Genomic DNA, 26,152 nt, shown 5'->3' with positions numbered 1-26,152 from the left:
TCTCATCAACCTTATGATCATCTAAAAAAATACACAAAACACGATCTATTCTTGTAAAACCTTAATTATTATAGAGATTACACTATTGTATTTTCATTAAATTCTAATATATCACATTATTATATCTAAAAATAATGTAAATTTCCTCCGCCAAATTGCGATTATAATTGAATGAAAAATTTTGAGGTTGTACATAACTTACTATGTCCTATTTCAGCATAAATCAAACTATTATCTGTAAAAAACATATCGCATGAAATTGATATTTATAGGTCTTCTTTTATTCAGTGTATTCTCGTTTGGACAGTTTTCTGATAATTTTGACATGTATCATCTTTCAAAAGCTCCGGAGGACTGGGCTATTTTTAAAGGGAACAATGATGCAGGAAATGACTCTAATAACTGGCAGTTAGAAACCGTGAATAAAGATGGGTCTGATAAATGCTTTTTTGTAAGATATGAGAATTCCGGTGAATTAAACGAAGACTGGCTTGTTACTCCTAAAATAGACCTGAGTGATTATCAAAATAATTATTTAATCTTCTCACAACGGAATTCTTTTCCCGGTAACAATACAAGATATGAAATCAAGATATCAATAGATTCTCAATCGGATCGTGACCAATTTGAGACCGTTGCCTCTTATAGTGATGCCACATTTGGTAAAAATTTCAGTATAAAAAAAATCAACATTTCAAAATACGATAAAAAGCAAATCTATATTGCTTTTGTAAAAAAAGATGACGACGGAAATAACTGGTTCATAGATAATGTATCGGTTGAAGGGAGTCCTGTTTCAGGAAAAAATAAATCATTGTTTTTCCCTAATCCTACATCCGGAAAACTTTATGCAGAACAAAAAATTACAAGCATTCAGGTGATCAGTATGGACAACAGACTTCTAAAAACCTATTCAAACACCAGTTCTATTGATATTTCTGATTTACCGGCAGGAATATATCTTCTTAAGGGTACTTACGAAAATGAAGAAATTTTTGAACAAAAAATTGTAAAAAAGAATTAACCATGTCTAAAACTAAAGTACTGCTTTTTAAAAGTTTTATACTCGTATTTTTGCTTCAGAATTTCATCTTTGGACAAAACTATTTTGTAGGATTTTCAAAAGAACCGATTAACCCCAACTCTACGATATTGTCCTCTCCTCTCGCTGGATTCGGAGATCCCAAGCAAGGAAGATTCAGCATCAACTTCATGGAAACAGGTACCGCAAAAAATGTTGTTGCCATGTGCTCCTCCGATACAAAATTATATATTGCTACAGGAAATAACAAACTTTGGCAGGCTGAAATCAGCTCCGGTGATCCCAACTGGATTTATATAGGACCGGCATATTATGTAACCGCACTCGCTTATGGAAACGGGAAGCTCTATGGTGCAGATAAAAACAATAAATTGTGGATGAGAGATGCGGTAGAAAACGACAATCCATGGATCAATATTGGATCTGCCTATAACACTACCGGGCTGACCTTTTTAAATAATAAATTATACGGTACTACGAAAAACAATAATTTGTGGGTAAGAGATGCTACTCCGTTGAGTTCCCCCTGGACCAATCTGGGGAAAGCTAATTCTGTAAGATCATTAACCAATGATGGATCCAATTTAATTGCATTGTCTAAATATGATAATGAATTATGGACAAGAACTACCTCACTATCAGCTAATGAAAAATGGCTAAAAATTGGAACTCCCAACCATACAACTTATGGTAACTATTTATCAAATATCACGTATACTAAAAATAAACTGTACGCAACTTCCAATAACAATAAATTGTATTACTCACAACATAGCCAGACACCCATCTATGCCTATGCCTCTTATTTTGAAAAAAACTCAAAAAAAGCACTCATTATTACCTTAGATTTATGCGGGATCAATTATTCTTTTTCACATACAATAAAAGCCGAAATAAAAAGCCTGTATAATATCGATGAAAACGCAATTTTAATTAATTGTTCACATACCCATTATGCTCCGGTATCTCAAAATTACTCTTGTCTCCAGGAATTCTATCAAAATCCCAATCCTAAATATCTTGAGATTGTAAAAAATTCCGTTTTAGTAGCTACACAAAATGCCGTTAACAATAAATCAAACAACAGTTTAAGCTTTGTAAAAGGTAAAACGAATATTGGATATAACAGAGCGGATATTACGAAGGAATTAGATAACAATATCACCATGGTTATTGCAAAACAAACCAATACGAATATTGCAAATGGTGCCATTCTGAGCGCAAGCACTCATCCTGTATCATATAGTCAGGCACGGGACTTTATTACGATTTCATCAAACTATGTTGGAGCCACGAGAGATAAACTAGGAACGTTAAAAAACATTAACAGTGTCCAATTTATGCAGGGATGTGCAGGCGATATCAATCCTTACAAATCAGATACTCCGGATCAGACAGCCACTAAACTAACGCAAGATTTTAGTAATTTATTTTCTTTATCATCATCCAATATCAGCGGAGAAATTACCGTTAAATTCGATTCTATTGCAGTACCTCTTAACAATTTCACGTTCAATAGGGCTGTCAATATTAAAAAGGCCAATACCGGAAAATATGACCAGGCCTCTGAAAGGAATGTAAGATGGGCCAATAAAATTATTAATCAATATACTTCCGGTACCCTTTCCAAATCAGCAACTGTCTATATTCAAATTTTAAAAATAGGGGACTGGAACATTATAGCCCTGAGCCGGGAAGCTGTCTCTCAATACGCAATTGATTTATACAGTCATTTTCAAAATTTAAAATTAACGGTATTGGGGTATTCCAATGATGTATCAAGCTATCTTCCCGTACAATGGCACATTAATAAATCTGTTCCAAACTATGAAGGGTATGAAAGCTTTTTCATTTATGGGCAAAGTGGTATTCCTGTCAATAATGTGGAAGATATGATATTGACAAAAATATATAGCATGATGCAATAAAATCAATCAATCCATTATCTTTGAATTGGAATATCTTATTCATCCTACATACAGAAAAATCATTAACAGTTTAAACAATGAACAATCCGCCGCTTGTAAGCCTCATCATCATCACCATGAACCATGAAAAGTTCATCGAACAGGCCTGCATGTCCGCCATTTCGCAGACCTACCCTCACTATGAAATTATTCTGCTGGATAACGCTTCGAAAGATAAAACCTTTGAAAATGCAGAGAAGGTGCTTTCACAATTCGGGCAGCATTATCAAATGATCAGGAATACCGAAAGTTTCGGGGTGGCTAAAAATATTAACATTGCAGTTTCCCATGCTTCGGGAGAATATATTTCCCTGCTTTCGGGAGATGACTGGTATACGGAAGATAGTTTGAAGGAGAAAGTATCCTATATTCAGGAAAACCCGGTAGATTTTATTCTTTCAGACGGCTATAAATATTATCAGACAGAAGACAGAACGACTGACGCCTACACTCCAAAAGAAAAAAAACAGGTCATCGACAGTCTTTCCAATTTTTTCCATGAAAATGTCTCTGAAAATAAAACGTCCAACGTAGGAACATTCGTAAAAAGAGAACTTTTGGTAAAATATCCTTTTGATGAAAATATTAATACTGAAGACTGGGATATGAATCTCAGACTGACCTCCAAAGGCTATAAGATCGGATTTATCGACAAAAAATTATTCTACTACAGAATTCTTTCCACCAGTTTATCGAGAAACTGGAAGCTGATGAAAGATTCTTATGAGAAAGTGACCCATAAATACATAGACTACATTAAAGCTGACCAGGAACTTTATAAAAAATACAGGCTTAAGCTTATCCATTTCAACTACGAAATCCAATTATCCGAAACAAACTCGGAATCGGAAAAAGCAAGACTGCAGATGGAATGGAAAAAAGAAAAGTATAAGGTCAAGTACAAAAATCCTGTCTTATTCTTTAAACTGCTGATGCTAAAAAAATAAATCAAAAGGATGGAGTAATTTTTAACTTCATCCTTTTTTAATCTCTGAAATCAAAAAAAGCCAATAACCAACCTGTAAATAATCCTAAAAACATATAATTTTAAGTAAATTTGCACCAAAATTTTAATTGAAATGGAGAAAGTAAGAGTTCGTTTTGCTCCAAGTCCTACCGGACCTTTGCATTTGGGAGGCGTAAGAACCGCATTATATGATTATCTTTTTGCCAAAAACCAGGGTGGCGAATTTGTCCTTCGAATTGAAGATACAGATACGGCGAGATATGTAGAAGGAGCTGAAGAATACATTGAGGAAGCTCTAGAATGGTGCGGAATCATTCCTGATGAAAGCCCGAAGAAAGGAGGGAAATTTGCGCCTTACAGACAGTCTGAAAGAAGGGATATCTACGACAGATATACTGAGCAGATCCTGAAAACAAACTATGCCTACCTCGCTTTTGACACGCCTGAAGAACTGGATGCTATCCGTGCTGAGTTTGAAGCAAAGGGAGATGTTTTCTCTTATGACAACAAAACCAGAAACCGACTGAGAAACAGTATTGCACTTACTGAAGAGGAAGTTCAGCAATTGCTTGATGAAAAAACACCTTATGTGGTAAGATTCAAGATGCCGGTGGACAGAATTCTGAACCTTGAAGATATCATCCGCGGAATATCTGCGGTCAATACCAATACATTAGACGACAAAGTTCTTGTCAAGAATGATGGAATGCCTACTTATCATTTTGCCAACATCATTGATGACCACGAAATGGAAATTTCTCACGTGATCCGTGGAGAAGAATGGCTTCCGTCTTTAGGACTTCACAAATTATTATATGAGGCAATGGGCTGGGAGGCTCCTCAGTTTGCTCACCTTTCATTGATCTTAAAACCTGAAGGAAAAGGAAAATTAAGTAAAAGAGATGGTGACAAGTTCGGATTCCCTGTATTTCCATTGGATTTCAAAGATCCTGCGACGGGAATTGTTTCTAAGGGGTACAGAGAAAACGGATATCTTCCTGACGCCTTCATCAATATGGTTGCCCTTTTAGGATGGTCTCCGGCGGATGACAAAGAAATTTTGACTCTGGAAGAAATGTGCAAAGAATTTGATCTTCACAAAGTACATAAAGCGGGTGCCAGATTCAGCAAAGAAAAATCAGAATGGTTCAACCACCAGTATATTCAGTTGAAATCTGATGAAGAACTTCTTCAGATCTTAAAAAATACAGACCTTGACTTGTCTGCGGTTTCTGATGAAAAATTAATCAGGATCATCGGTTTGATGAAAGAAAGAGCTACCTTCCCGAAAGATATTTACGAAAACGGAAAATTTTTCTTCGAAGCTCCCGTTTCTTATGATGAGAAAGCATCGAAAAAAGCTTGGAATGATGAAACGTCTGCTGTTTTAGGTGAATTAGCAGAAAATCTTACGACCACTGAATTTACTTCAGAAATTGTAAAGCAGGCGATCCATGATTTCGCGGAAAACAAAGGCCTGGGAATGGGAAAAGTAATGATGCCACTTCGTTTATCTTTAGTAGGAGAACTGAAAGGTCCTGACGTTCCGGATATCATGGAACTTATTGGAAAAGAGGAGTCTATCTCCAGAATAAACAATGCTATCAATAATTTTAAATAGTTTTTCATAATTTTTCATAAATTTGAAAGATTTAATTTACTTCAAGAAATGGAATATTTAAGTTTCGAACTTCCTATAAAAGATCTAATGGATCAACTTCAGACTTGTTCTTTAGTAGGAGAAGAAAGTGGTGTTGATGTAAAATTAGCATGCAGCCAGATTGAGGATAAGATTTTAGAAAAGAAAAAAGAAATCTACGAAAATCTTACCCCTTGGCAGAGAGTACAACTATCCCGTCATCCGGATCGTCCTTATACAATTGACTATATCAACGGAATGGTAGATAAAGGAAGTTTTCTGGAACTTCACGGAGACAGAAATTTCGCAGACGACCCTGCAATGATCGGCGGTTTAGCTACATTGGATGGTCAGAAAGTAATGATCATCGGAACCCAGAAAGGGAGAACGACCAAAGAAAGACAGTACAGAAGATTCGGAATGCCGAATCCTGAAGGATACAGAAAAGCTTTACGACTTATGAAGCTTGCTGAAAAATTTAAAATCCCTGTAGTGACCTTAGTAGATACGCCGGGAGCTTATCCTGGATTAGAAGCTGAAGAAAGAGGACAGGGTGAAGCGATCGCCAGAAACATTTTTGAAATGGTTCAGCTTAAAACTCCTATTTTCACTTATATCATCGGTGAAGGAGCAAGTGGTGGTGCCTTAGGAATAGGAGTAGGAAACAAAGTGTACATGCTTGAAAACACCTGGTATACCGTAATTGCACCCGAAAGCTGTTCTTCCATTTTATGGAGAAACTGGGATCACAAGGAAGATGCAGCCAATGCACTAAACCTTACCCCAAAAGATGCTTTAAGAGAAAAATTCATTGATGGAATCATAGAAGAACCTCTTGGAGGTGCTCAATATGATCCCGAAGTAGCTTATCTGAATCTTAAACATTCTATTTTACAGAATATCAAAGCTTTTTCAAAATTCTCAGGACAGGAACTTGAAACCCAAAGGCAGGAGAAATTCATTGCGATGGGACAGTTTAAAGGATAAAAAAATAAAAACGGTTAAGAACTATTTCTTAACCGTTTTTGCTTATCGTCTTCTTAATTTTATTATTCAGATACATTGAGTGCGATTTCTATATCCTTATCAATCTTTTTGAGTGATGAATATTTTGCATCGCATACCATTGTAGTCAGTACATACTCTCCTTTATCAATCAGAATAAAATTCTGTCCTTTTGCAGGAACAGTCAGGTTATAATATTTTTTTCCGCTTATTTTCACGATCAGATTACAGCTTGATCTGTTCTTAATGTTAATATAAGCATCGTTTTTATTGGTATCATTATTGAAAAGATGGGTAAGCATCGCTGCCGTTCTTTTGGCCTCTTCGCTGGGCTCCGCCTTATTGCTTGCTCCAGCGCTTTTGGAAGATCCTGCGGAAGCATAGCTTACAGTTCTTTCTGGTTTTGATGCAATAGCTGTCGTCGTACCTGTCTTGGAGGCAAGTACTTTTCCACTGTTCAGTTCATTATTCTTAACAATCTTTTCAATTTTTTCCTTGCTGATAGGTTTAATGGTAGGTTTTGCTTCAGGAGAATTATCTGCCATGATCATATCGATCAGTTTTCTTTTAAAGTAATCTGATTTGGCATGTCCGGGATTTTGTTTCAGGAAACCGGCAATGACTCTCGCCTCTTTTGAGGCCTCTGCATCCTGCTCTGTATAGATGATGATTGTTTCTTTTTCTACGACAGCCTTAGATTTCGATTTCTTCTTTTTTTGTGAAAAACCTAGTGTAAAAATGCATAGAAATATCAGTAGAAAGATTTTTTTCATTAATCAAGTCTTTAAAATAGTATTAAATATATCAATAACGTGAAAAGTCATTTTTTAGTTTATCATTAAAATCATTATCTTTGCCCTGCTCTAAAAGTAAGCTAAAAATTATTACTAATCTTAAATAAAAAAAATAATACATATTATGTCTTATACACCAGTTGCTGCAGACGTAGCGAAATTAAGAAACCAAACAGGTGCAGGTATGATGGACTGCAAGAAAGCTCTAGTTGAAGCAGAAGGAGACTTCGAAAAAGCAGTAGATATCCTTAGAAAAAAAGGACAGAAAGTAGCTGCTAACAGAGCTGACAGAGAATCTTCTGAAGGTGCGGTAATCGCTAGAGTAAACGAGGATAACACTTTAGGTGTTGTTATCTCTCTAAACTGCGAGACTGACTTTGTTGCAAAAAATGAAGCATTCATTGAACTAGCGTACGAATTAGCTGAAATGGCTATTTTTGCTGCTACTAAAGAAGAGCTTTTAGCTACAGATTTCCACGGACTTACGGTTGCTGAAAAATTAATCGAGCAAACAGGAGTTATCGGTGAGAAAATCGAGATCGGAGCTTTCGAAAGAATCGAAGGACCATTCTTGGGAGCTTACATCCACGCTGGAAACAAAATCGCTGCTATCACTGCCCTTTCTGCTAAAGTAGACGGAGCTGACGAAGCTGCTAAATCTGTTTCTATGCAGGTTGCTGCAATGAACCCTATCGCTTTAGACGAAACAAGAGTTTCTCAGGAAACAATCGATAAAGAATTAGAGATCGAAAGAGAACTTCTTATAAAAGAAGGGAAGCCTGAAAACATTATCGAAAACATCCTTAAAGGTAAAATGCAGAAATTCTACAAGGACAACACATTGGTACACCAGTCTTTCATCAAAGACGGAAGTATCTCTGTTGCTGACTATGTAAAATCTGTTAACGCAGACCTTAAAGTAACAGGATTTGTAAGAATAAGCTTAGCTTAATTATCTTTCAAAAAATAATACGGAATCCCGGTGAATATTTCACCGGGATTTTTTTATGGAATCATCTGTTGCTGTTAACCCAATATGACGTGAATCTTAAATCTTCAACAATATAATCATAAGTGCCTATTTGTGAAATATTTTAAGGTGAAAATAGATTATTAATGTTTAAATTTGCTGCCCCTTATAATAAAGCATGAAAAAATTTCTACTAGCTATTTGCACTTTTCTTTGTTTACTCGTTAATGCACAATTAGATAATGAACACTGGTTTGCTCCTATGTCAGCAAGTTCCCTTCAGGGATCTCCGCAATGTTATTTATATTTGTCAACCAACGAGACGGTTCCGTTTTCTGTGCAGGTTTCCAATAACAATATTGTTTTTTCTACCGTACAGGTAAGCAAAGGAAATCCCGTACAACTTACCATTCCAAGCAATTATATGATTGCTTCCACGGCCAACCAGCTTTTTACCCAGAATTCAATGGGCCTGCATGTAAAAGGAATTAAAAAATTCTTTGCCAACTTCAGGTTTTCAGTTCCCAACCAGGCTGAAATCATTACTTCGAAAGGATTGGCCGGGATAGGAAAAACTTTTTTCATAGGGACTGCGCCTACCACTTTCCCTAAAGATTATGTCAATTCTACCCTAGGAGTTACTGCTACGGAAGACAATACCACTATTACCCTATCCGGATATAATTCTGATGTTGTTTTCTCAGACGGCAGCGTCATGCCTACCAGAACATTTACTATCAACAAAGGAAAATCTTACATCATTGATGTCACAAGCGATATGGGGGGAGCAAGTAACAGAAAAGGATTATTAGGCGCAAAGCTTGTTGCCAACAAACCGGTATCAGTCACGAACGGAAACTTCAACGGTCTTTATACTACCCAGAATAATAGCAATGTAGACATCCTGATGGATCAGGCTGTTCCTGTAGACAGATTAGGAAAAGATTTCGTCATGGTAAAAGGAAATGGCCCGGCTACTGTAGGGATGGAAAAAGCCCTGATCATTGCTACAGAAAATAATACGACCCTTACTGTCAACGGAAATCCTTTACCTGGCGTTAACCTTAATGCAGGTGGATATTATATGATCGAAGGAAACAGCTATATCAATCAGGGGAATGGAAATTACAATATGAGCATTTCTTCCAGCAAAAACGTTTACGTATACCAGCTTCTCGCCGGAACTTCCGGAAGTACGGTGTATCAGACAGGAGGAATGAATTTTATCCCGCCTTTAAGCTGCTTCCTGCCAAAAGAAATCAATGAATTAGGCTTTATTAACAGAATCGGAACTACCTACTACGATACCAAACTTAACATCATCACACAGGCAGGTGCTGCGGTAACACTCAACGGTAATCCGGTTGCGGCAGCTACAGGTCCTTATCCTGTAACCGGAAATCCAGGGTGGGTCACTTATTCTGTTATGAATGTTTCCGGAAATATTACTGTCAACTCTACAAAACCTGTCACTGCAGGAATAGCAGCAGGAAATGGGTCCGTAGGATACGGAGGTTATTTCGCCGGATTTTCTTCGGTCCCAGCCATTACAAAAACAGGAGACTGCTACGCAGGAATTCGTCTTGAAGTAGACAACAGTTATGATGCCTACCAATGGTATTTCAATGGTGTTCTCATTCCAGGAGCGACCTCTTATTTTATTAATCCCGAATTATACGGGGCAGGAACGTACACCTGTTATATCACGAAAAATAACTGTGAATCCAGATTAACTTCCGAATACCAATATACATTATGTCCTCCGATCTCTACAACAACATACAATATCGGATCATGTAATACCAAAGTGATCACTCCTGTTTTCACGACCTCTACGCAGGCCATTGTTCCTTCACATACAAGTATTATTTCTCAGCCAACCAATGGTACAGCTACGGTAAATCCTACAACCGGGCAGATCACTTATACTCCTAATGCCGGACTTACAACGGATACTACAGATTCTTTCATTTATTATATTGATGGAAACGGAAACCCAACTGATTTTGAGTATTTCAAAGTGGTAATGAATATTGATGTTCTTCAAACTCAGAATGCTAATCTTTCTTCATGCGCCAATGCCAGTGGAAACGGAACTTTTAACCTCACAACCGCTATTTTAAGTCCGGATACTGGGACGACAGCAACCTATTATACCAATGCTAATTTAACCGGACAGATTACAAGTCCTGCCACCTATTCAGGTCCTGCCGGAACCATTTATGCTAACGTAACCTCAGCCTTTGGATGTACTAAGGCAGCACAGATCACCTTAACCCTGAATCCTTCACCTAATGTGAACACCAGTAATTTTAACGCAAGCTTCTGCGATGATAATTTTGACGGAATCATCAGTGTAAATTTCGCCACTGTAACTCCCCAGATTGTAAGCAATTCAGCCAATTTCACCGTACAATATTACCTCGTTCAGGCAGATGCTACTGCAGGAAATAACAATACCCTTCCCGCTAACTGGACTTATAATGCCAATACAACCGTTTATGTAAGAGTAACCCCAAACATAGGGGACTGTCCTGCAGCACTTGGACAGATCAATTTTACCATTGGAAATAAAATTCCATTAATCACCAATTCTGTGACAGCGGATGTCTGCGATAATGACCTCAGCGGATCTGAATCTGCCAATCTTAATGATTATAAAAATTTATTTACTGCAGATCCTTCGGTGATCTTATCATTCCATACTTCACTGGCTGATGCGCAGGCAGGAACCAACGCAATCTCCCCTACTCAGAATATTACTTCGGTCCATACTTATTATGTAAGATTTCAAAGCAATACGGCATGTCCGGCTACCGGAACTTTAAAACTTAATTTAAAAACACCTAAAAAATCTAACAGACTCAACAACCAGGTGGTTTGTTCAGATGAAAAAGTAGTATTGGATGCAGGACCTGGCTTCTCATCTTATCTATGGAGCAACGGAGCAACAACGCAGAGTATCACCGTAGGTGCGGGAAATTATTATGTAGATCTTGGGTCCAACGGATGTGTATACCGCCAGACGGTAAGTGTAACAACGGCTCAGGCTCCAACCATTACAAGGGTAGATACTTCAGGCTCTACTGCGACAGTCTATGTGACGGGAGGAACTGCTCCTTATCAATATTCTCTGGATGGAATGAATTATCAGTCTTCCCATGTTTTCATGAATCTTTCAAGAGGTATCCATAAGGTCTATGTACTGGGCTCAGACGGATGTATGCCGGTGACCAAGGAATTTTTGGTCCTGAATCTTGTTAATGCCATTACCCCTAACGGTGACGGACTCAATGATGTTCTTAATTATTCTGATCTAAGGATCAAGCAGAATGTGAAAATTGAGGTAGCGGATCGCTACGGAGCGTCTGTTTATAAGTCTTCCGATAAGAATTACGTATGGGATGGTAAGGCCAACGGAAGGAGTCTTCCTACAGGAACCTATTGGTATGTAATTACCTGGACAGAACCTGACACGAAATTGCCAGTTTCATATTCGGGATGGCTTTTAATTAAAAATCGTGATTAATTTTTAACTTTTGTTATATTTATTTAATACTATTTCAAATATTATTTTAAATTTGTAGAAATCCTAATTCCACACACATGAAAAGATTTCTACTCACCTTAGTATTACTTCTTTTATCAATTAATACCGTCTTTGCACAAAGGGATACGGAGCACTGGTTCGCCCCTATGGCGGCAAAACCATCTGCATTGATAAGTCCCAAACAGGCTTTATATTTTTCTACGGATTCTGTAACCCCGTTTCCTGTGGAAATATATAGTAACGGGGCATTGCTTGGGACGGTTACGATCATGAAAGGCGACCCTAAAGTGTTTGACATATCAACTGCTACCATGATTACAATGGAACCCCTTGATATGTTTAAACCTGTTGGTAAAGGAATTTACACTAAAGGTTTAAAACCATATTATGTCAATTTCAGATTTAGTGTTACCAGCCATGGAGAAATATTAACCTCTAAGGGAAAGGCAGGAATCGGAAAGAAATTCTATGCTGCTTCGACTCCAATGACAGGGCAATCTATTATTTATTTAAATTTCACAGCCGGAGTTTTAGCAACTGAAGATAATACAACGGTTACCGTTTCAGGATATAGTTCAGGATTACAGTTTACCAACGGTACTACAGGAACGACAACCCCAACGATGACATTTACCCTTAATAAGGGACAAGCTTATATCATTGAGGGCCGCGATAATACCGGAACGAATGCCACGGGTTTTATTGGTGCAAAGATAGAATCCAATAAACCGATATCAGTTACAAACGGAAACTTTAACGGACAGTTTGCGCTTCCGTCTTCTGCTGGCTCGGCAGGTTCTGACATTGTGATGGACCAGTCTGTTCCTACGGACCGATTGGGAAATGAATTCGTTCTAGTAAAAGGAAACGGAGACGACAATGACGGCGACGAGGATGCATTAATCATTGCGACCGAAGATAATACACAAGTTTACCTTAACGGATCTACTACTCCTGTTCAAACCCTGAATGAAGGACAATGGTATAGAGTAGGCCAGGGAGCAGGTGGCAGCTATGTATTCCCATATATAGACCAGGGGAGTTCGCACTTTAATATGCATATCAAAACTTCTAAAAATGCCTATGTGTATCAGCTTCTGGCTGGTCTTCCCAACAGTACAGCAACAGAAGGATTCAATTATATTCCCCCTTTGAATTGTTTCTTACCAAGAAAAATTGACGAAATAGGATTGATCAATCAACTTCCTGAAAGCAGCTCAAGTGGTACAAAAAATGTTAAATTAAATGTACTTACTGAAGCCGGAGCAATTGTTAATGTTACCGTAAACGGAGCACCTGCACCAACCGTTCAGGGACCTTTCACTGTGACAGGAACTACAGCATGGGTGTCTTACTCTGTTCCCAACGTGACAGGAAACGTTACCGTTACCTCTACTAAAGCCGTTACTGCAGGTATTTCTGCAGGAAGTGGTGCTGTAGGATACGGAGGCTACTTCGCCGGATTCTCTTCCATCCCGGTCATTGCTAAACGTTCCGGAGAATGTGCACCAGGCATTATACTTGAGGTAGATGATAGCTACGAAGGCTACCAGTGGTTCTTAAACGGAACAGCGATCACAGGAGCCACGGCCAATACATTCTCACCTGCAACGGCCGGAAACTATACGGTAAAAGTAACCATGGGGACATGTCCGCCTGTTACAACCCCGATTTATAAGGTATTTAGCTGTTTAAAACTGACAACACAAACATTGAATGCTTGTGCCACTAAGGTGATCACTGCTGCATTTACCTCTTCAACACAGACTGTAGTACCAGGAACACTGGTTATTATTACCCCTCCTGCCCATGGTACTGCCGTGGTGAATTCAAACGGAACCATCACCTATACTCCTACAACCAATTACTATGGGGCGGACCAGATTGTTTATAAATTCTGTGGAAATGGTGTTGAATTTATAGACTGTGAACAAATTACCTTAAACCTTACGGTTGTTCCTTTTGTAGTGAGAGATGCTATCATCAAAGCATGTCAGTATGATGTAGATCCGTATGCTTATTTTGATCTTACCAAGGCTAGCGTTACTGATTATAATCCGGTAGTAAAAAAATACTATCCGTCGATGGCTGATCTTAATGCAGGAACCAACGAGATTACCACTCCAGCCAATTATCCATCTGCCGGCGGATTCGTTTATGTAAAAGTAACGACCAACGAAGGATGTACGGCCAACGCAAAAATTGAATTGATCCCTCTGCCAATCAAAAAATCACCAATCCTTGTGGATCAGTTTATCTGCGCAGACAGCAAAACAAATCTGGATGCAGGTCCGGGATATGATTCTTACCAATGGAATACAGGGGCTACAACACCTGCTATACAGAATGTAGGAATTGGGGAATACACTGTAATTCTGGGCAAAAACGGATGTTTTCTGACGCAGATCGTGAGAGTAAGAAAAGTTGAAGATCCTGTCATTACCAAGATTGAAATTTCAAATACTACAGCTACAGTGGTTGTAAACGGAGGAAAAGCTCCTTACCAATATGCAGTAGATACCCCAACAAACTGGCAGGACTCTAATATATTTACAGGTCTCACAAGAGGTCAGCATACATTCTATGTAAAAGATGTTTATAATTGTGATCCTACAACCGTAGAAGTAACAATTCCGAATTTGATCAACGCAATAACTCCTAACGGTGATAATAAAAATGACTTTATAGACTACAGTGAATTAGCCTACAAAGAAAACCTTACTTTTGTCATCTATGACCGATACGGAAATATGATCTTCACCGGAAACAAATTCAACAATTACAAATGGGACGGAAGACACTATGATAAAAAACTGGTTACCGGAACCTATTGGTATCATATCAACTGGAATGAATCCAATAAAGAAAAAACTCCAATTAAGTATACCGGATGGATTTTAGTTAAAAACATTGAATAATCCATTCTGACTATAAATATTTAACCGCGATTTGAAATCGCGGTTTTTTTTTAATCCAAAATCCATATTTTTTAAACATTTTATAATACCACATTAAATATTCTCCTATTTTTGCGGGAATCCTAATTCCCAAATAAATGAAAATATTTTTACTTACTTTTCTTTTGCTGTTGACAGCTATTAATCCCCTTTTTGCCCAAAGAGATACAGAACACTGGTTTGCCCCGATGGCGGCCCGAAGCTCCAATGTAAGTTCTCCTCAACAGGCCCTTTATTTTTCAACAGACTCTACCACTCCATTCCCTATAGAAATCTACAGCAACAATACCCTTCTTGGAACAGTAAACGTTGCTAAAGGAGCTCCCCAGACCTTTCAGATTCCTTTGGGAAGCATTATCACAAGCAATACTTCTGAACTGTTCGTTCCTGTAAACAAGGGGCTTTACACAAAAGGGACAAAACCCTATTTCGCAACCTTCAGATTTTCTGTTACCAGCCATGGTGAAATTTTAACCTCTAAGGGAAAAGCAGGAATCGGTAAAAAGTTTTATGCAGTAGTTTCCCCTATAGAAAACCCAGTTGTTGCCTTAAATTTCACGACCGGTATTATGGCTACGGAAGACAATACGGTGGTTACCGTTTCAGATTATTCTGACAACGTCATATTTACCAACGGATGGACAGGGGTATCCAATCCCAGTTTAACATTCACTCTTAATAAAGGTCAATCCTATATTATTGAAGGAATTGGTGATAAGTCCGGAAATAAAGAAGGCTTCATCGGAGCCAAAATAGAGGCTGACAAACCTATTTCTGTGACGAACGGAAATTTCAACGGCCAGTTTGCAATCATTCCCCCAGGTTCTATCTTTGACGGATCTGATATTGTAATGGACCAGTCCGTACCAGTAGACAGACTGGGAAATGAATTCGTTCTTGTAAAAGGAAACGGAGATATTAGCGAAAGAATGGAAGATGCTTTGATTGTTGCTACTGAAGGCGGCACCCAGGTATTCATTAATAATGGAGCCACCCCGGCAATTACACTTAGCGAAGGAGAAAGCTACAGGGTTAATAAGCTGAACAATACCAATTATATCAATCAGGGCAATAACCATTATAATATGTACATTAAAACAACGAAAAATGTTTACGTGTACCAGCTATTAGCAGGCGTTGCAACGAGTAATGCTACGATCGGGTTCAATTATATTCCTCCGTTGAACTGCTATCTTCCAAGAAAAATTGATGAAATTGGAAATATTAATATCTTACCTCCTACCACCAATAATGTTAAACTCAATATCCTTACAGAGACAGGTGCTACCGTTACCGTAAACGGAGGAACTCCTCCAGCCGCTCAGGGCCCCTATCCGGTATTGGGAACTTCATCATGGGTATCTTATTCTGTACCGAACGTTACGGGAAATATGACCATCACCTCTTCAAAAGCTGTCACTGCAGGAATCTCCGGTGGAAGTGGTGTTGTTGGTTATGGAGGGTATTTTGCAGGATTTTCTTCGATTCCTGTTATTGCCAAGCAAACCGGAGACTGTATTCCCGGAATTGTCCTGGAATTAGATGACAGTTTTGATTCTTATCAATGGTATAAAGACAATGTTCCCATTACAGGAGCAGTAAGCAATTCTTATACACCTACTCAATCTGGAGAATATACTGTCAAAATAACAGTGGGGTCTTGTCCTCCCATTATAACGCCTGTCTATAAAGTATATACCTGTCTTACAGAAACTACATTAAACCAGACGGTATGTGACGGGGTTAAGTTGATTGTTCCAACGTTTACAAATTCTACCCAGTCCGTGGTTCCAGGTACCGTAACCATCATTACCCCACCAGTTAATGGCAATGCTGTCATTGATCCTGTTACTGGTGTTATCAGCTATGCTCCTGCTTTCAACTATGTTGGACCTGATTCTTTTGTTTATAAATTCTGTGGAAACAACCCTAATTTTACAGACTGCGAGCAAGTGACCTTGAATTTAACTGTTTCAGAAAGTCCTGTTGTCAACAATGCTTCTTTAAGAACATGCTTTCTGGAAGCTAACCAGGCTACCGGATTGTTCAATTTAACGAATGCCTCTGTCACAATGCAGCCGGGAGTTACCAAAAAATATTATCCCTCTCCAACAGATGCAGATAACAGCACCAATGAGATTTTAAATCCCACCAATTATATTGCTCCCACTGGAGTAGCTTATGTAAAAGTGATCAATGCTAACGGCTGCTACAGAATTGCAGAGGTTACACTGACCGTTCTGCCTCCTGTAAAATCGGCTGTTCTGGTGGATAAAATTATCTGTGTCGAGGATAAAACAACACTGGACGCAGGTCCGGGATTCAATGGGTATGAATGGAGCACCGGGGCAACAACACAAACTATTCAAAATGCAGGAGTAGGCAACTACTGGGTAAAGCTGAAAACAGGAGACTGTATCACCCTTCAAACTGTTAAGGTATATGCTTCAGAGCAACCGGTTGTATCTAATATTGAGATTTCAAACACGACAGTGACGGTCTATGCAATAGGCGGAAACCCTCCCTATCAATATTCTCTGGATAATATCCAGTGGCAGGATTCCAATATATTTGCAGACGTCGCCAGAGGCACTCCTGCGGTGTATGTAAAAGACAGTTATAATTGCGAACCTGTAAAAGTGGAAATTACTATTCCTAATCTGATCAATGCGATTACCCCCAACGATGACGGCGTGAATGACGTCCTGGATTACTCTTTATTATCAGGCAAAAAGAATCTGGAGTTTACTATTTTCGACCGATATGGAAGTAAAATATTCCAGGGCGATAAAACCAATGGTTATAAATGGGACGGAACCTTAGGAGGAAGCAAAAGAGTTTCTACCGGAAATTATTGGTTTGAGATCCGGTGGAATGAACCTTCCGGCAAGCAGACCGCTGTAAAATATACCGGATGGATCCTTGTCAAAAGCAGAGAATAAACACGTAACACCATCCATTTCAAAACCGCGATTTTAACATCGCGGTTTTTTTATTACTTTTTCAGGGAATGAATACATTTTATTATTAAATTTGTGTTAAACCCCTCCACTGAATGAAGAAAATTTTATCTTTTCTATTTATATTTTGTATTTTCACCTTTACCTTGGCCCAGCTGGACAGAGAACACTGGTTTGCGCCTATGATGGACAGGAGTGGAAGTCCCAATCCGTATCAGAAATTATACTTATCTACCAACAGGACAACAACTTTCCCGGTAAGTATTTACAATAATAATGTGCTTATTGGCACTGTAAATATCAGTAAAAACAATCCTCAAAAATTTGATGTACTCAGAAATTATATCATTACGACCAATCAGACAGATCTTTTTACACCTACTTCCAAAGGATTATATTTAAAAGCAGAGTTTCCCTTTTATGCTAACTTGAGATTCTCCGTCCTTAATCATGCTGAGATCATTACTTCAAAAGGAATACCTTCCACCGGAAAAAACTTTTACGTTGCCAACGCCCCCATTACGGTTGGAAATCCTATTTTAAATTTTATGGCCAGCGTTCTTGCCACAGAAGACAATACTGTAGTTACCGTAAGCGGATATAAACCAGCAGCCCAGTTTTCAAACGGAACTACGGGCGCCACAAATCCTACGATGACCTTTACCCTCAATAAAGGTCAGTCTTATATTATGGACGGTATAGGCTCTTCTGCAGGAAACTCGGATGCCTTCATCGGTGCCAAGATTACCGCCACTAAACCCGTCAATGTCACCAACGGAAATTTCAATGGACAGTATGCCGGCAACTACCCTACAAGTTCTGATATTCTCATGGATCAGGCGGTTCCGGTAGAAAGACTGGGAACTGAGTTTGCTCTTGTAAAAGGAAACGGAACTATTGGCTCCAATATGGAAGGAGCTATCGTCATTGCCACGGAGGACAATACCCAGATCTTTGTCAACGATGAAATTCCTCCTCTGACCACCTTAAATGCGGGACAATATTATGTGATTTCTGATTCAAAATATAAAGCCCAGGGGCTCAATCATTATAATCTTTATTTAAAGACCTCTAAGAATGCGTATGTGTATCAGATCCTTGCCGGAGATTCCGCCTCGGGAAGTGAAGTAGCAACAGGTGGATTTAATTTTATCCCGGCACTGAACTGCTATCTTCCAAAACAGATCAATGAATTGGGTTTTATTAATGAAAACTTTGTTCATTCCAATGCTAACCCTTCCGGAATTCTTAATATCCCCACAAAACTCAACCTGATCACAGAAAGAGGAGCAAATGTTACAGTAAATGGAGCCACTCCACTGCCAACCACCGGCCCGTTCAACATGACAGGGACCAACAGCTGGGTTACCTACGGTATTCCCAATGTAACCGGAACGATCACCGTGATTTCTGATAAAGCGATTACCGCAGGAATTAATGCAGGAAGTGACGCGGTAGGTTATGGCGGATTTTTCGCAGGTTTTCCTACGCAACCTGTTATTTTAAGATCAGGAGGAACTTGTGCCCCAGGCATAGTGCTTACAGTAGACCCGATTATTTATGATACGTACCAGTGGTATGTGAACGGAACTCTTATTCCGGGAGCTACCACCTCATCCATTAGCCCTACACAGTCCGGATATTACACCTGTTCGGTGACTATGGGAAGGTGTGCCCCTTTAGTGACAGAACAATTTAAAGTACTCAACTGTACAAAGCTTACTACATCAACCTATAATGTCTGTACCACCCAAACGATCACGCCAGCCTTTACGGGCTCCCCACAGACTCCTGTAACTTCTACAGTGGCTATTGTTACGCCTCCGGCATTAGGTACTGTCGCTGTAAATCCAGTAACCGGAATTATTACCTATACTGTTAATACACCAGGAACTACCGGAACAGATAGTTTTTCCTATACCTTCTGTGGAAACGATCCTGTATTTCCAGATTGTGAAACGGTAACCGTTAACATTAATATTCTTGCGCTTACGGTTAACAATATTACATTGCATGCCTGTAACATTAATGGGCAAGGAACATTTAATCTTACGTCTGCCAATGTAACCAATAACTCACCGGTAAACATTACGTATTATCCTACTCTGGTGGATGCCCAGACAGAAAACCCCGGAGCACTTATCACAACAACAAATTCATATACTGCACCCGACGGCACTATTGTGTATGCTGTGGTGAAAAATAATTTAGGCTGTAAAAGTATTGCTCAGATCACACTTTCCCTGTACAATCTGGCGATAGTTCTTAATAATTACAATGGCATTTTTTGTGATGACAACCTGGACGGAACAGTTACGGTCATACTTTCCAATATAACCGGTATTGTACTTAATAACCCTGGCTATTTTACCAACGTACGATATTACGCAACCCTTGCTGATGCTAATGCCGGAAATGCCAATACCCTTCCCAACAACTGGAGCTATACCGCTACAACAACAATTTACATCAGGGTAGAGTCCCCGGACGGATGTGCTGTGGTGGTAAAACCTTTACAGTTCAGTATTGGAGCCAGAATTACTTTGATCACAACAGTTGCTGCTGCCAATGTCTGTGATGATGATCTGGATGGAATAAAAGCAGTCAGCTTAGCTCAGTTTATCCCACAGTTTACCATAGATCCTAATGTTACTTATACGTTTCATGCAACTCAGGCTGATGCCCAAAATAACAATGCTCCTCTATCCGGGACAGTCAATGTTACAGGAACACAAACTTTTTATATCAGATTTCAGAAAAACGGTGTTTGTCCTGAAGTGGGATCCATTAAAATTACAATCAAAATACCTAAGAAGTCTGATCTCTTAAAAGACCAGGTTATTTGCCCTAAAGCCACGACAACGCTAGATGCAGGACCTGGATTTGAAAAATATTTATGGAGTACAGGAGCTACCTCACCCTCTATTTCCAATGTTCCGGCGGGGAGCTACTGGGTAGAGCTTACATTCAATGGTTGTGTTTACAGACAGATTGTGATTGTTACGGAATCACCTACACCAATGATCACCTCAATAGAGATCAACGGAACGACAGTAACGGTTGGAGCAAGTGGCGGAACACCACCTTATGAGTACTCTCTGGATGGAGTAAGCTGGCAGAGTTCCAATATTTTCAACAATGTACCGAGAGGCCCTCATAAAGTTTTTGTAAGAGACTCAAAATTATGTGAGGAAATAACAAGACCTTTCGCTATCATCAATCTGATCAATACCATTACTCCCAACGGTGACGGACATAATGAACAGATCGATTATTCTGCTTTAATGAGCAATACCAATCTTGAATTCAGAATATTCGACCGGTATGGTGCTGAAATTTTCAGAGGAAGCCCGGACAACCGATACATATGGGATGGAAGAATGGGTGGAAGACCAGTACCTACCGCTACTTACTGGTATTTTATCAGTTGGGTTGAATATGGTACTTCTACCTCTGTAAAATATACAAGCTGGCTGCTGGTAAAACATAAATAATGACTGATTGTCCGTTCATATTTACCGGTATTCTTGTCATTGTTGTACGTTTATAACATTCATTAACAGTTTGGTATTAAAGTTTAATATAACTTTAACCTGAGATCATTATCTTAATCGGTATAAATTGCTGTATTTCTACGTAATTTTGCCCTAATTATATGAAGAAGCTAATTACCCTTTTGATGCTGGTTTTTCTAGCAAAAGTCAGTGCACAGATCTACTCAGGAGAGGTGTTTTTAAGAGACAACTCAATCTTGTATCTTAATCAGGTTTATGTAACCAATCTGAATACCCAGAAAACCGTACTTACCGATTATAACGGCACTTATAACATCCCTGCAGCTCCAGGCGATGTGATCCGTTTTACCTCTATTGTCACGGAAAGAAAAGATGTAAAACTGACCCCTCAGATGATACAGCAGAAAAATTTAATTGAATTAAAGATTGCATACTACGAGATCCAGGAAATTGTACTGACCCGTTTCAAACCTACCGGAAATTTAAGGTATGATGTAAATTCTATACGCAAAGTGGATAAAGCACTGGCAATAAAAAAAGTAATCGGCTTACCTGAACCTAAAGGCGACGGAACGTCTCCAGAACTTCCGGTGGCAGGATTGAGGGACGGTGGTCTTACTTTCAGCCTGGAAAGCATCTATGACATCCTTTCGGGAGACCGGAAGAAAAAGCAGCGTTATATGGCTTACGAAAGAATGAATAATTCAGTATCCCAGATCAAAAATTATCTTGGGAAGGATTATTTCGCGAAGTTCAAGATTCCGGAAAACCTGATCGACAATTTTCTTCAGTTTGTTTATACCTCAGAAAATATCGAGGCATATGTACTCGCAGGTAATTTTGAAGCGATAAAAATTCCAATCGAAAAATACCTGCCTATCTACCAGAAAAGGCTTAAAACCTCAAATCTTCAGGAGGTTATTAAATAATCTTCCGATATCAAAGTCTTTAAAGAAAGATACACTATTTAAAATTTATAGTGTACATTTCTTTTTTATTTAAAATATGCTTAATTTCCTATCACAATTAAGTGTTTAAAATAAAAATAGCTGTACGTCGTTATTATAGAGAAAACTAATTGGCTAAACACAAATTAAGAGAGAACACCAAATCCTTATTTAATATTTTGTCAATGAAAAAATTACTTTTATTTTTTGTTTCCATTCTATTTATGAGTCTGTCTGCCCAAAAAAAGGGAAAGGACTACAGCAATATTTTAAAAAGTAAAAACATCTACGAGATCAATGCTTTCCTAAGGGATGCTCATCCTGAGGACCCACGCAGGTCAGTACTAAAACCGCGGGTTATGGAAATGATGACGCAATACATTAAAGAGGCTCATCCTGCTGACCAAAAAGTAAAAGATATGCAGGAAATGCTTGCCCTTCTCAAAAGACGACCTTCTACCAAGATCAGCTTCGACGAGATGAATGCAATTATCAAACAGAAACAAATCGCCAAATACAAAGCAGAGCTTGCTGCTAAACAATCCACTGTAGTCTATACTCCAAGTACAGCTCAAAATGCCTTTGTAGTCAACACCTCTGCGAACACTGCAGTTCCCAATGCAGAAGCCGAAGAATTCAATATGCTGATGGCTGTAAATCCGGTAGAACACAAGAACAAAACGGTAAAAATATTAAACTCCCTATTTGACAACGATCCCAACAGTAAGGAAAGTATCATCCTTATTCAGAATAAATCTGACTGCAATATCATTGTGAGAATGGAAGGTGTTGGAACTACAAAGTACAGGCTTGCTGTTCCTGCCCACGGTGAAAGCTCAATCGTTATAGATAAAGGGCAGTATCTTTTTACCAGTCTGGTCTGCGGGGCACAGTATGCATCGCAAAAAACGATTGAAAAAGCCATCATGGTAGCTTTGGGAAGTTCTGCAACACCATAAACCCAATATAAATACACTCTGTACATGCCTTTTATGTTTAAATGACAAGGTAGTCTATGTAAAATTCGCTATTTTTGCGGGATTTTATAAATGACTCGATGGGCAAAAATAAATTAGCAAGATTCGCTGAAAACAAGATTTTACCAAATGTTATCCAACCTACAAGAGAAGAAGCTTTAATCGGTATTCCACTGAAAGGAAACTGGAGAAAAGATTTCTTTAAGAACGACAATCCAATTGTGCTGGAATTGGGTTGTGGCAAAGGAGAATATTCTGTAGGACTGGCCAAAACATTCCCTGAAAAAAACTTCATAGGAATAGATATTAAGGGGGCCAGATTCTGGTTCGGAGCTAAAGAAGCGGTGGACAGCGGCATGAATAATGTAGCATTCCTGAGAACACAGATCGAACTTGTAGACCATTTTTTTGCTGAAAATGAAGTGGACGAGATCTGGATCACTTTTCCTGATCCTCAGATCAAGTATAAACGTACAAAACACAGACTGACTCATCCTGACTTTTTAGAGCGATACAAAAAATTCCTGAAACCGGGTGGAATTATCCACTTAAAAACGGATTCGGAGTTCCTTCACGGCTATACATTAGGCTATTTACAGGGAGCAGGCTACGAAATAATTTCTGCTCATCACGACATTTACGGTGCTCCTGAATATGATCCCAACACAGAACACCTGAGAGATATAAAAACCTATTACGAAGAGCTTTTTTCGGCGAAAGGAAAAACAATAACTTATATTAAATTCAGGATAAGCTGATGAAATAAAAACAACAAATTGATGAAAAAAATTTTAACGACCCTCCTCTTTTTCCTGATTACGGGTTCTGCTATCGCGCAGAAAAAACACAAAGACATTCTGAAAAGCGTAAACATCGCAGAAATTGAAGAATACCTTAAGAACGCGCATCCTGAAGATCCCAAAAGGAGCGTTCTTAAGCCCAAACTGATTGCCCTTAAAAACTCTGAATGGACCAAAGGCGCACAGACTGCCAAACCTATGGAGGCAAGACCTGTCATCACTGATATCCCCAACAGGTTGTTGAGGAATTCAAACTCAAATGATGCAGAAGAGTTTAAAAGACTGATTGCTGAAACGTCTGACCAGCACAAAGAAAAAACGGCAAAACTTCTCAATGCTATGTTTGATGAAGACATTACCAGGAATGAGGCTATCCTCCTGTTTAGAAACAATTCAGATTGTAACATCGTCCTGAGAATTGAAGGAAAGGATTTCCATAATCTGGCGGTTCCGGCACATGGCGAGAATTTCATTACCCTCAATAAGGGCCATTATACTCTTAACAGTAATGTCTGTGATATCAGATACTCTTCTGAAAAGGACATAAAAAAAAGTATATTTGTAGTGATTGAAAACCCGGGTGCGCCCAAGTCTGAAGAGAATAAAGATCTGGTAAAAGACAGCAAAGAAGTAACACCCGTGAAACCTTCAAAAAAGAAAAGATCAAAAAAATAACCGGTATGAAAAAGCTTCTCTTTTTCTCTGTGATTTCACTCAGTATTATAAGCTGTAATGCAAACTACAGCAGCTATCCCGTAAGAACCAATTACCCTGCAGGTTCCGCAACTTCAGCGGTCAATACCGAAAGGGAATATGCTGAGCTTATCAAAACCTACAAACCTGAAACAGCTGAAGTATTGAATGATCTTCTTAATGCAGACTCTCCGACTGCTCTCAAGACTTCAGTTTCCGTAGAAAACAGATCACCATGCAATATGGTTCTTACCATAAGCGGAAATGGCTTCTTTAAAAAGATTCCGATAGCTTCCGGCAAGGTTGGCTATACAATGGTTCCTAAAAACCAAAACTACAGACTATCCGGAATGCTCTGCAACTCATCTTATCAATCTACGAAATTTATTTCCACTTCATACGCGATAAAAATTTCTAATTAAATACAAACCCCACTTTATAAAGCGGGGTTTCTATATCATTAATGTGATATCAAGCTATTCTAATTGAATACAAATAAAAAAACGCTGGATCAAGATCCAGCGTTTTTCCTATATTAAAGAAAATCTTTAATTATTCAGCATCGAAATCAGCATCTGTTTCAGCAGATACTTTTTCTCCTTCTTCTTTAGATTTTTCTTTATCAGCTTTTCTTTGAGACTGACCTTCTTTGATAGAATCAGAAACAATGTTCAAGATCATATCAATAGACTTAGAAGCATCATCGTTTCCTGGGATAACGAAGTCTACTTTTCTTGGATCAGAGTTTGTATCAACAATACCGAAAACTGGAATACCTAATTTCTTAGCTTCAGTTACAGCGATATGTTCTCTCATGATATCTACAACGAAGATAGCAGAAGGAAGACGAACCATGTCAGAGATAGACCCTAAGTTTTTCTCCAAGTTAGCTCTTTGTCTGTCTACCTGTAATCTTTCTTTTTTAGATAAAGTTTCGAACGTACCGTCTTTTTTCATTTTGTCGATATGGTTCATTTTCTTTACAGCCTTTCTGATTGTAACGAAGTTCGTTAGCATACCTCCCGGCCATCTTTCTGTAATATAAGGCATATTAAGTTCAGAAGCGTGTTTTGCCACTACTTCTTTCGCTTGCTTCTTAGTCGCTACGAAAAGAACTTTTTTACCTGCAGAAGTTAATTTTTCTAAAGCACTACAAGCTTCATCTAATTTAACTGCTGTTTTATGTAAGTCTACAATGTGAATACCGTTTTTCTCCATAAAAATGTATGGAGCCATATTTGGATTCCACTTTCTAGTCATGTGACCGAAGTGTACGCCAGCCTCTAAAAGGTCTTTTACATTTGCTTTTGCCATGTTTTCTGTTTTTGTTAGTTTACTTTCCGTTTCTTAAACAATCAACAACTTCTTT

17 protein-coding genes are annotated in these 26,152 nt (G+C 38.6%); 15 read left to right on the top strand and 2 right to left on the bottom strand.

What is annotated here, in order from left to right:
• Window positions 1–253 precede the first annotated feature (253 nt).
• From EG346_RS08770 to EG346_RS08750, 5 genes are all read left to right on the top strand, one after another.
• Window positions 254–1,024, top strand: a complete 771-nt coding sequence (locus EG346_RS08770; protein ID WP_123878067.1) for a T9SS-dependent choice-of-anchor J family protein — start codon at window positions 254–256, stop codon at window positions 1,022–1,024.
• Window positions 1,025–1,026: 2 nt separating this feature from the next.
• Window positions 1,027–2,970, top strand: a complete 1,944-nt coding sequence (locus EG346_RS08765; protein WP_123878065.1) for a hypothetical protein — start codon at window positions 1,027–1,029, stop codon at window positions 2,968–2,970.
• A gap of 77 nt (window positions 2,971–3,047) precedes the next feature.
• A complete protein-coding gene (locus EG346_RS08760) occupies window positions 3,048–3,956 on the top strand; it encodes a glycosyltransferase family 2 protein (RefSeq protein WP_123878063.1) in 909 nt (302 codons plus the stop codon).
• 132 nt (window positions 3,957–4,088) lie between these two features.
• A complete protein-coding gene (gene gltX, locus EG346_RS08755) occupies window positions 4,089–5,597 on the top strand; it encodes a glutamate--tRNA ligase (RefSeq protein WP_123878061.1) in 1,509 nt (502 codons plus the stop codon).
• A 48-nt stretch (window positions 5,598–5,645) separates the two neighbouring features.
• On the top strand, window positions 5,646–6,602 hold the full coding sequence (locus tag EG346_RS08750) for an acetyl-CoA carboxylase carboxyltransferase subunit alpha (protein WP_073329332.1): 957 nt from the start codon (window positions 5,646–5,648) through the stop codon (window positions 6,600–6,602).
• 62 nt (window positions 6,603–6,664) lie between these two features.
• On the opposite strand, the gene EG346_RS08745 is transcribed toward EG346_RS08750, so the two are convergent.
• Window positions 6,665–7,393, bottom strand: coding sequence for a DUF6759 domain-containing protein (locus EG346_RS08745; protein ID WP_073329330.1), 729 nt, complete (start codon window positions 7,391–7,393; stop codon window positions 6,665–6,667).
• A 145-nt stretch (window positions 7,394–7,538) separates the two neighbouring features.
• Between EG346_RS08745 and tsf the strand changes: the two genes are divergently transcribed.
• The 10 genes from tsf (at window position 7,539) to EG346_RS08695 (ending at window position 25,205) form a co-directional block, all read left to right on the top strand.
• Entirely contained in the window at window positions 7,539–8,366 is an 828-nt protein-coding gene (gene tsf / locus EG346_RS08740) for a translation elongation factor Ts (RefSeq protein ID WP_073329327.1), read from the top strand.
• Window positions 8,367–8,562: 196 nt separating this feature from the next.
• Complete coding sequence (locus EG346_RS08735; protein ID WP_123878059.1) at window positions 8,563–11,913, top strand: FIDD domain-containing protein; 3,351 nt, start codon at window positions 8,563–8,565, stop codon at window positions 11,911–11,913.
• Window positions 11,914–11,990: 77 nt separating this feature from the next.
• Window positions 11,991–14,852, top strand: coding sequence for a T9SS type B sorting domain-containing protein (locus EG346_RS08730; protein ID WP_123878057.1), 2,862 nt, complete (start codon window positions 11,991–11,993; stop codon window positions 14,850–14,852).
• Window positions 14,853–14,989: 137 nt separating this feature from the next.
• Window positions 14,990–17,833 (top strand): T9SS type B sorting domain-containing protein, encoded by a 2,844-nt coding sequence (locus EG346_RS08725; RefSeq protein ID WP_123878055.1) that lies wholly within the window; start codon window positions 14,990–14,992, stop codon window positions 17,831–17,833.
• A 113-nt stretch (window positions 17,834–17,946) separates the two neighbouring features.
• Window positions 17,947–21,345 carry an FIDD domain-containing protein gene (locus EG346_RS08720; RefSeq protein ID WP_164466351.1) on the top strand — a complete coding sequence of 1,133 codons (3,399 nt, stop codon included), beginning with the start codon at window positions 17,947–17,949 and terminating at the stop codon, window positions 21,343–21,345.
• A gap of 161 nt (window positions 21,346–21,506) precedes the next feature.
• The gene (locus EG346_RS08715) at window positions 21,507–22,295 is read left to right on the top strand and encodes a hypothetical protein (protein ID WP_083563903.1); all 789 of its coding nucleotides are present in this window, start codon (window positions 21,507–21,509) and stop codon (window positions 22,293–22,295) included.
• A 203-nt stretch (window positions 22,296–22,498) separates the two neighbouring features.
• The gene (locus EG346_RS08710) at window positions 22,499–23,272 is read left to right on the top strand and encodes a DUF6759 domain-containing protein (protein ID WP_123878054.1); all 774 of its coding nucleotides are present in this window, start codon (window positions 22,499–22,501) and stop codon (window positions 23,270–23,272) included.
• A gap of 98 nt (window positions 23,273–23,370) precedes the next feature.
• Window positions 23,371–24,048, top strand: a complete 678-nt coding sequence (gene trmB / locus EG346_RS08705; protein ID WP_073329306.1) for a tRNA (guanosine(46)-N7)-methyltransferase TrmB — start codon at window positions 23,371–23,373, stop codon at window positions 24,046–24,048.
• 21 nt (window positions 24,049–24,069) lie between these two features.
• The gene (locus EG346_RS08700) at window positions 24,070–24,765 is read left to right on the top strand and encodes a DUF6759 domain-containing protein (RefSeq protein WP_123878052.1); all 696 of its coding nucleotides are present in this window, start codon (window positions 24,070–24,072) and stop codon (window positions 24,763–24,765) included.
• Window positions 24,766–24,770: 5 nt separating this feature from the next.
• On the top strand, window positions 24,771–25,205 hold the full coding sequence (locus tag EG346_RS08695; protein WP_073329228.1) for a DUF6759 domain-containing protein: 435 nt from the start codon (window positions 24,771–24,773) through the stop codon (window positions 25,203–25,205).
• Window positions 25,206–25,335: 130 nt separating this feature from the next.
• Here EG346_RS08695 and rpsB read toward each other — a convergent pair whose 3' ends face one another.
• Window positions 25,336–26,097, bottom strand: coding sequence for a 30S ribosomal protein S2 (rpsB, locus tag EG346_RS08690; RefSeq protein ID WP_034746531.1), 762 nt, complete (start codon window positions 26,095–26,097; stop codon window positions 25,336–25,338).
• Window positions 26,098–26,152 lie beyond the last annotated feature (55 nt).

The organism is Chryseobacterium carnipullorum (assembly GCF_003815695.1).
Lineage (GTDB): Bacteria > Bacteroidota > Bacteroidia > Flavobacteriales > Weeksellaceae > Chryseobacterium > Chryseobacterium carnipullorum.
Note: the sequence above shows the minus strand (reverse complement) of the source record. Positions and strands in the feature narration are given on the sequence as shown.

Bases quoted from the DNA above. Each gene is read 5' to 3' on its own strand.
- EG346_RS08770 (WP_123878067.1), top strand. From the start codon at position 254: ATGAAATTGATATTTATAGGTCTTCTTTTATTCAGTGTATTCTCGTTT.
- EG346_RS08765 (WP_123878065.1), top strand. From the start codon at position 1,027: ATGTCTAAAACTAAAGTACTGCTTTTTAAAAGTTTTATACTCGTATTT.
- EG346_RS08760 (WP_123878063.1), top strand. From the start codon at position 3,048: ATGAACAATCCGCCGCTTGTAAGCCTCATCATCATCACCATGAACCAT.
- gltX (WP_123878061.1), top strand. From the start codon at position 4,089: ATGGAGAAAGTAAGAGTTCGTTTTGCTCCAAGTCCTACCGGACCTTTG.
- EG346_RS08750 (WP_073329332.1), top strand. From the start codon at position 5,646: ATGGAATATTTAAGTTTCGAACTTCCTATAAAAGATCTAATGGATCAA.
- EG346_RS08745 (WP_073329330.1), bottom strand. From the start codon at position 7,393: ATGAAAAAAATCTTTCTACTGATATTTCTATGCATTTTTACACTAGGT.
- tsf (WP_073329327.1), top strand. From the start codon at position 7,539: ATGTCTTATACACCAGTTGCTGCAGACGTAGCGAAATTAAGAAACCAA.
- EG346_RS08735 (WP_123878059.1), top strand. From the start codon at position 8,563: ATGAAAAAATTTCTACTAGCTATTTGCACTTTTCTTTGTTTACTCGTT.
- EG346_RS08730 (WP_123878057.1), top strand. From the start codon at position 11,991: ATGAAAAGATTTCTACTCACCTTAGTATTACTTCTTTTATCAATTAAT.
- EG346_RS08725 (WP_123878055.1), top strand. From the start codon at position 14,990: ATGAAAATATTTTTACTTACTTTTCTTTTGCTGTTGACAGCTATTAAT.
- EG346_RS08720 (WP_164466351.1), top strand. From the start codon at position 17,947: ATGAAGAAAATTTTATCTTTTCTATTTATATTTTGTATTTTCACCTTT.
- EG346_RS08715 (WP_083563903.1), top strand. From the start codon at position 21,507: ATGAAGAAGCTAATTACCCTTTTGATGCTGGTTTTTCTAGCAAAAGTC.
- EG346_RS08710 (WP_123878054.1), top strand. From the start codon at position 22,499: ATGAAAAAATTACTTTTATTTTTTGTTTCCATTCTATTTATGAGTCTG.
- trmB (WP_073329306.1), top strand. From the start codon at position 23,371: ATGGGCAAAAATAAATTAGCAAGATTCGCTGAAAACAAGATTTTACCA.
- EG346_RS08700 (WP_123878052.1), top strand. From the start codon at position 24,070: ATGAAAAAAATTTTAACGACCCTCCTCTTTTTCCTGATTACGGGTTCT.
- EG346_RS08695 (WP_073329228.1), top strand. From the start codon at position 24,771: ATGAAAAAGCTTCTCTTTTTCTCTGTGATTTCACTCAGTATTATAAGC.
- rpsB (WP_034746531.1), bottom strand. From the start codon at position 26,097: ATGGCAAAAGCAAATGTAAAAGACCTTTTAGAGGCTGGCGTACACTTC.